Source organism: Micromonospora inaquosa (genome assembly GCF_003857055.1).
Classification (GTDB): domain Bacteria; phylum Actinomycetota; class Actinomycetes; order Mycobacteriales; family Micromonosporaceae; genus Micromonospora; species Micromonospora inaquosa.
This window is the reverse complement of sequence record NZ_QGSZ01000042.1, coordinates 1-4,021: the sequence shown is the minus strand read 5'-3', so window position 1 is coordinate 4,021 and position 4,021 is coordinate 1. Positions and strand designations below refer to the sequence as shown.

Here is a 4,021-nt window from a genome sequence, read left to right as displayed (position 1 = left end):
CTTCTACGACCGCCCCGGCGAACCTGTCACCTTCCCCGGCGGCGTGCCCGCCCCACCACCCCTGCCGACACCGCATCCGCTGGTCGGCACCGAGGTACAGGCCGGCCCCGCCGGCGGCAGCGCCCGGGTCGCCGACCTGGCCGCGTTCACCGCCACGGACCCGGACACCGGCACCCTCCCGGCGCTCGTCTGGGGCGACGTCCCGGACCGGATCCCGGACGGCACCCTGCTGGCGGTCGCCGTCAACGGCCGGATCGGGGCCGTCGTCCCGGTGGTGCCGGCCGACCCCGGCGGACGCCGGTTCGCCGCGCTGCTCGCCGACGACAAGCTGTTCCACGCCGGCACCAACAAGCTCGACGTTTTCCAGGTCGCGACGGACGGTACGCTGCGACACCTCACCCTGTCCTGACCTGATCTCGCCGATCGGGACGAGGGTTTCCCCGCCGCGTGGTCGGGAATCGGGTGACGCATACCTCACCGCCGAACCACGGCGGGCGTTGTCCCCCGAGCCGCAATTACGGTAGAAGCGAAGGCAATTCAACGTAGATCTGCCGGCGAAGCGAGGAACCACATGACGGAAGTCAAGCTCGATCACCCCGGTGGGCAGCTGTCGATGCCGGTGCATCCTGCGGTCGAGGGCCCCGCCGGTATCGGGGTGAGCAAGCTGCTGAAGGAAACCGGAATGACCACGTACGACCCCGGTTTCGTGAACACCGCCGCTGCCTCATCCGCGATCACCTACATCGACGGCGACGCGGGGATCCTGCGTTACCGGGGGTACCCGATCGAGCAGCTGGCCGAGAAGTCCTCCTTCCTGGAGGTCTCCTACCTGCTCATCTACGGTGAGCTGCCGACCGAGCAGCAGCTGACCGAGTTCACCGAGTGGATTCGGCGGCACTCTCTGCTGCACGAGGAGATGCGTCGCTTCTTCGACGGCTTCCCCCGGGACGCCCACCCGATGGCGGTGCTCTCGTCCGCGGTGAGCGCCCTGTCCACCTTTTACCAGGACAGCCTGGACCCGTTCGACTCCGAGCACGTGGAGATCTCCACGGTTCGGCTGATGGCGAAGGTCCCCACCATCGCCTCGTACGCGTACAAGAAGTCCATCGGTCAGCCGCTGCTGTACCCGGACAACTCGCTGGGGTACGTGGACAACCTGTTGCGGATGACGTTCGGCGTGCCGGCGGAGCCGTACGAGGTCGACCCGGTGATGTCGAAGGTGCTGGACATGCTCTTCGTCCTGCACGCCGACCACGAGCAGAACTGCTCCACGTCGACCGTCCGCCTGGTCGGCTCCAGCAACGCCAACCTGTTCGCCTCCGTCTCGGCGGGTGTGAACGCGCTGTTCGGGCCCCTGCACGGTGGCGCGAACCAGGCGGTGCTGGAGATGCTGCAGCAGATCCACGCCGGCGACGGCGACGTCCAGTCCTTCGTCCGCAAGGTCAAGGACAAGCAGGACGGCGTCAAGCTGATGGGCTTCGGCCACCGGGTCTACAAGAACTACGACCCGCGGGCGGCGATCGTCAAGAAGGCCGCGCAGGACGTGCTGGGCCGGATGGCCAAGCCCGACCCGCTGCTGGACATCGCCATGGAGCTGGAGGAGATCGCCCTCGCCGACGACTTCTTCGTCTCGCGTCGGCTCTACCCGAACGTGGACTTCTACACCGGCCTGATCTACAAGGCCATGGGTTTCCCGACCAAGATGTTCACGGTGCTCTTCGCGCTCGGCCGGCTTCCCGGCTGGATCGCGCAGTGGCGCGAGATGATCAACGACCCGGAGACCAAGATCGGCCGTCCGCGGCAGGTCTACGTCGGCTCCGCCGAGCGGGACTACGTCCCCTTCGGCGAGCGCTGACCCGCTCCTCGCTTCACCGACAGGCCGTCGACCCGCTCACGGGTCGGCGGCCTGCCGCGTTCCCGGCTGGTCCCGTCCCGGCATGATCGACTCGGGTTTCATGAAGGCGCGGTGTCCGTCGTGCCGGGACGCCCCGACTTTCAGGAAGCCGAGTCGATCACGCGCGGGCCGTTGGGACGGCCCTCGGGCGGCGGGTGGTCGACGACGGGCGGCAGGTCAGAAGGCGGAGATGTCCCGGGCCCGCTCGCTGCGGCTGAGCGCGCTGATCAGCGCGGACTGACCACGGCGGCGCACGGCCAGCCGGACCAACAGGTCCCGGACGGGGTCGAAGACATCGGCCGGGAATTCCGGCGTGGGTAGGCCGACGCTCACCGCGAGGTCGTCGGAGTGCACGACGATCTCCAGCTGGCGGGTGAGCAGGAAGTCCCCGCGCCGCAGCGACCAGCCCTGCCACGGGATCGGCACGACAGCACGGGCGGCACCCCCGGAGAGCAGGTCGCCGACCACTTCCAGCGCGTGGGCGGAGCGGGCGTGCAGGTCGGCCGGTCCGCGTGCCGCGTCCGCCTCGTCGGGGCCCTCGGCGACCGACTCCTCGTCCGGGGTGCCCTCGCTGACCCAGGGGGCCTGCTCGTAGTGGTTGTCGGCGGACTCCAACGTCGGTAGGTCGGTCGGCATCGGCAGCAGTTCGGCCGCGCGTACCGCCTGACGTCCCAGGTGGCACGCCAGGCCACCCACGGACAGGTGCGGCAGCGCGCTCGGGCTCGACCACTGCTCGGACACCTCGGGGCGTCGGATCAGGTCCAGCGCCATGGAGGCGGCGATCGGAAAGGAGGCATCCAGGGCGTCGACAGCGCGAAACATCCGCACATTCTGGCAGGACCGGCCGGCAGGTGCCGGGCTGTGCGGCCCGGCTCGACGGGCACCATTCCCGCCGGGCCCGAGCGTGATCGACTCGGTTTTTCAGGAAATCGGGGCATCCCCAGCGCGGGGACACCCCGACGTCAAGAAAACCGAGTCGATCAACCGCGAACGGGCCGGGCGAGGGTCAGCGCAGGCCGGCGGCGGCGAGCAGGTTGCCCTCGGGGAGCGCCGGAAGCGCGCGGCCCTGCGACATCCGCTGCTCGGCGCGCTCGGCCGTGAACGCCGCGTCGTGCTGGATGGCGGCGGCGTAACTGGCGGCGGTGCGCTGGGCGATCGCCGCCCAGCCGTACTGCTCGTGGACCATCCGGCGGGCGTGGCGGGCCATGGCGCGGGTGCGGTCGGCGTCCGACAGCAGCGCGTGCACGGCGTCGGTCAGGCTGTCCGGGTCGTGCGGGCGGAAGGTCATCCCGGTGACGCCCGGTTCGACGATCTCGGCGAGGCCACCGGTGGCGGCGACGGCGAGCGGAGCGCCGGCCGCGGCGCCCTCCAGGGCGACCATGCCGAACGGCTCGTAGATGCTGGGCACGGCGAAGCAGTCGGACGCGGCCATCAGCGCCGGCAGGTCGGTGCCGCCCAGGAAGCCCGGCATGCTGACCATGCCGCCCAAACCGCGGCGGTGCACCTCGGCCTCCAACTCGGCGCGGTACGGGCCGTCGCCGGCGATCACGGCACGCAGCCCGGGGTGCCGCTCGCGCAGCCGGGGCAGCGCGGCGATCAGGTGCTGCACGCCCTTCTCGTACACCAGGCGGCCGGCGAAGGTGACCAGCGGGCCGTCTCCGGCGAAGCGGGCGCGGGCGGCGGCCACCGCGCTCGCGGGCACCCGCCAGCGGTGCGGCTCCACGCCGTTGGCGACCACGTCGACCCGCCCGGCCGGTACGCCGAAGAGAGCGTTCACCTCGTCGCGCATGTACCCGGAGCAGACGATCACCCGGTTGGACTCGCTGCTGAGCCAGTGTTCGACGCCGTGGATGGTGCGGTTCATCTCCTCCGGCAGCCAGCCCTGGTGCCGCCCGGCCTCGGTGGCGTGGATCGTGCTGACCAGCGGGACGTCCAGGTGGTCGCGCAGCGTCATCGCGGTGTGGGCGACGAGCCAGTCGTGGGCGTGGATGACGTCGTAGCCGCCGGCCTGGGTGGCGCGGAGGGCGGTGCGGGTGAGGGTGTGGTTGAAGGCCATGGTCCAGGCCAGCAGGGAGTTGGTGGCGAGGGGGAAGGTGACCGGGTCTTCGGGGGCGCGCAGGATGCGGA

The 4,021-nt window shown here is 70.8% G+C and carries 3 protein-coding genes and 1 pseudogene; 2 read left to right on the top strand and 2 right to left on the bottom strand.

Features of this window, described 5'->3' with window-relative positions; all coding sequences use genetic code 11:
• Positions 1-409 (top strand): annotated as a pseudogene (locus DLJ59_RS00395) (sulfatase-like hydrolase/transferase); the annotation flags it as partial.
• Between the two features lie 162 nt (positions 410-571).
• Positions 572-1,855, top strand: coding sequence for a citrate synthase (locus tag DLJ59_RS00390; RefSeq protein ID WP_124770549.1), 1,284 nt, complete (start codon positions 572-574; stop codon positions 1,853-1,855).
• 216 nt (positions 1,856-2,071) lie between these two features.
• On the opposite strand, the gene DLJ59_RS00385 is transcribed toward DLJ59_RS00390, so the two are convergent.
• Positions 2,072-2,716, bottom strand: coding sequence for a maleylpyruvate isomerase N-terminal domain-containing protein (locus DLJ59_RS00385; protein WP_124770548.1), 645 nt, complete (start codon positions 2,714-2,716; stop codon positions 2,072-2,074).
• A 184-nt stretch (positions 2,717-2,900) separates the two neighbouring features.
• Positions 2,901-4,021, bottom strand: a 1,121-nt coding sequence (locus DLJ59_RS00380) for a glycosyltransferase family 4 protein (RefSeq protein ID WP_148096915.1), incomplete at its 5' end; no start/stop codon positions are given.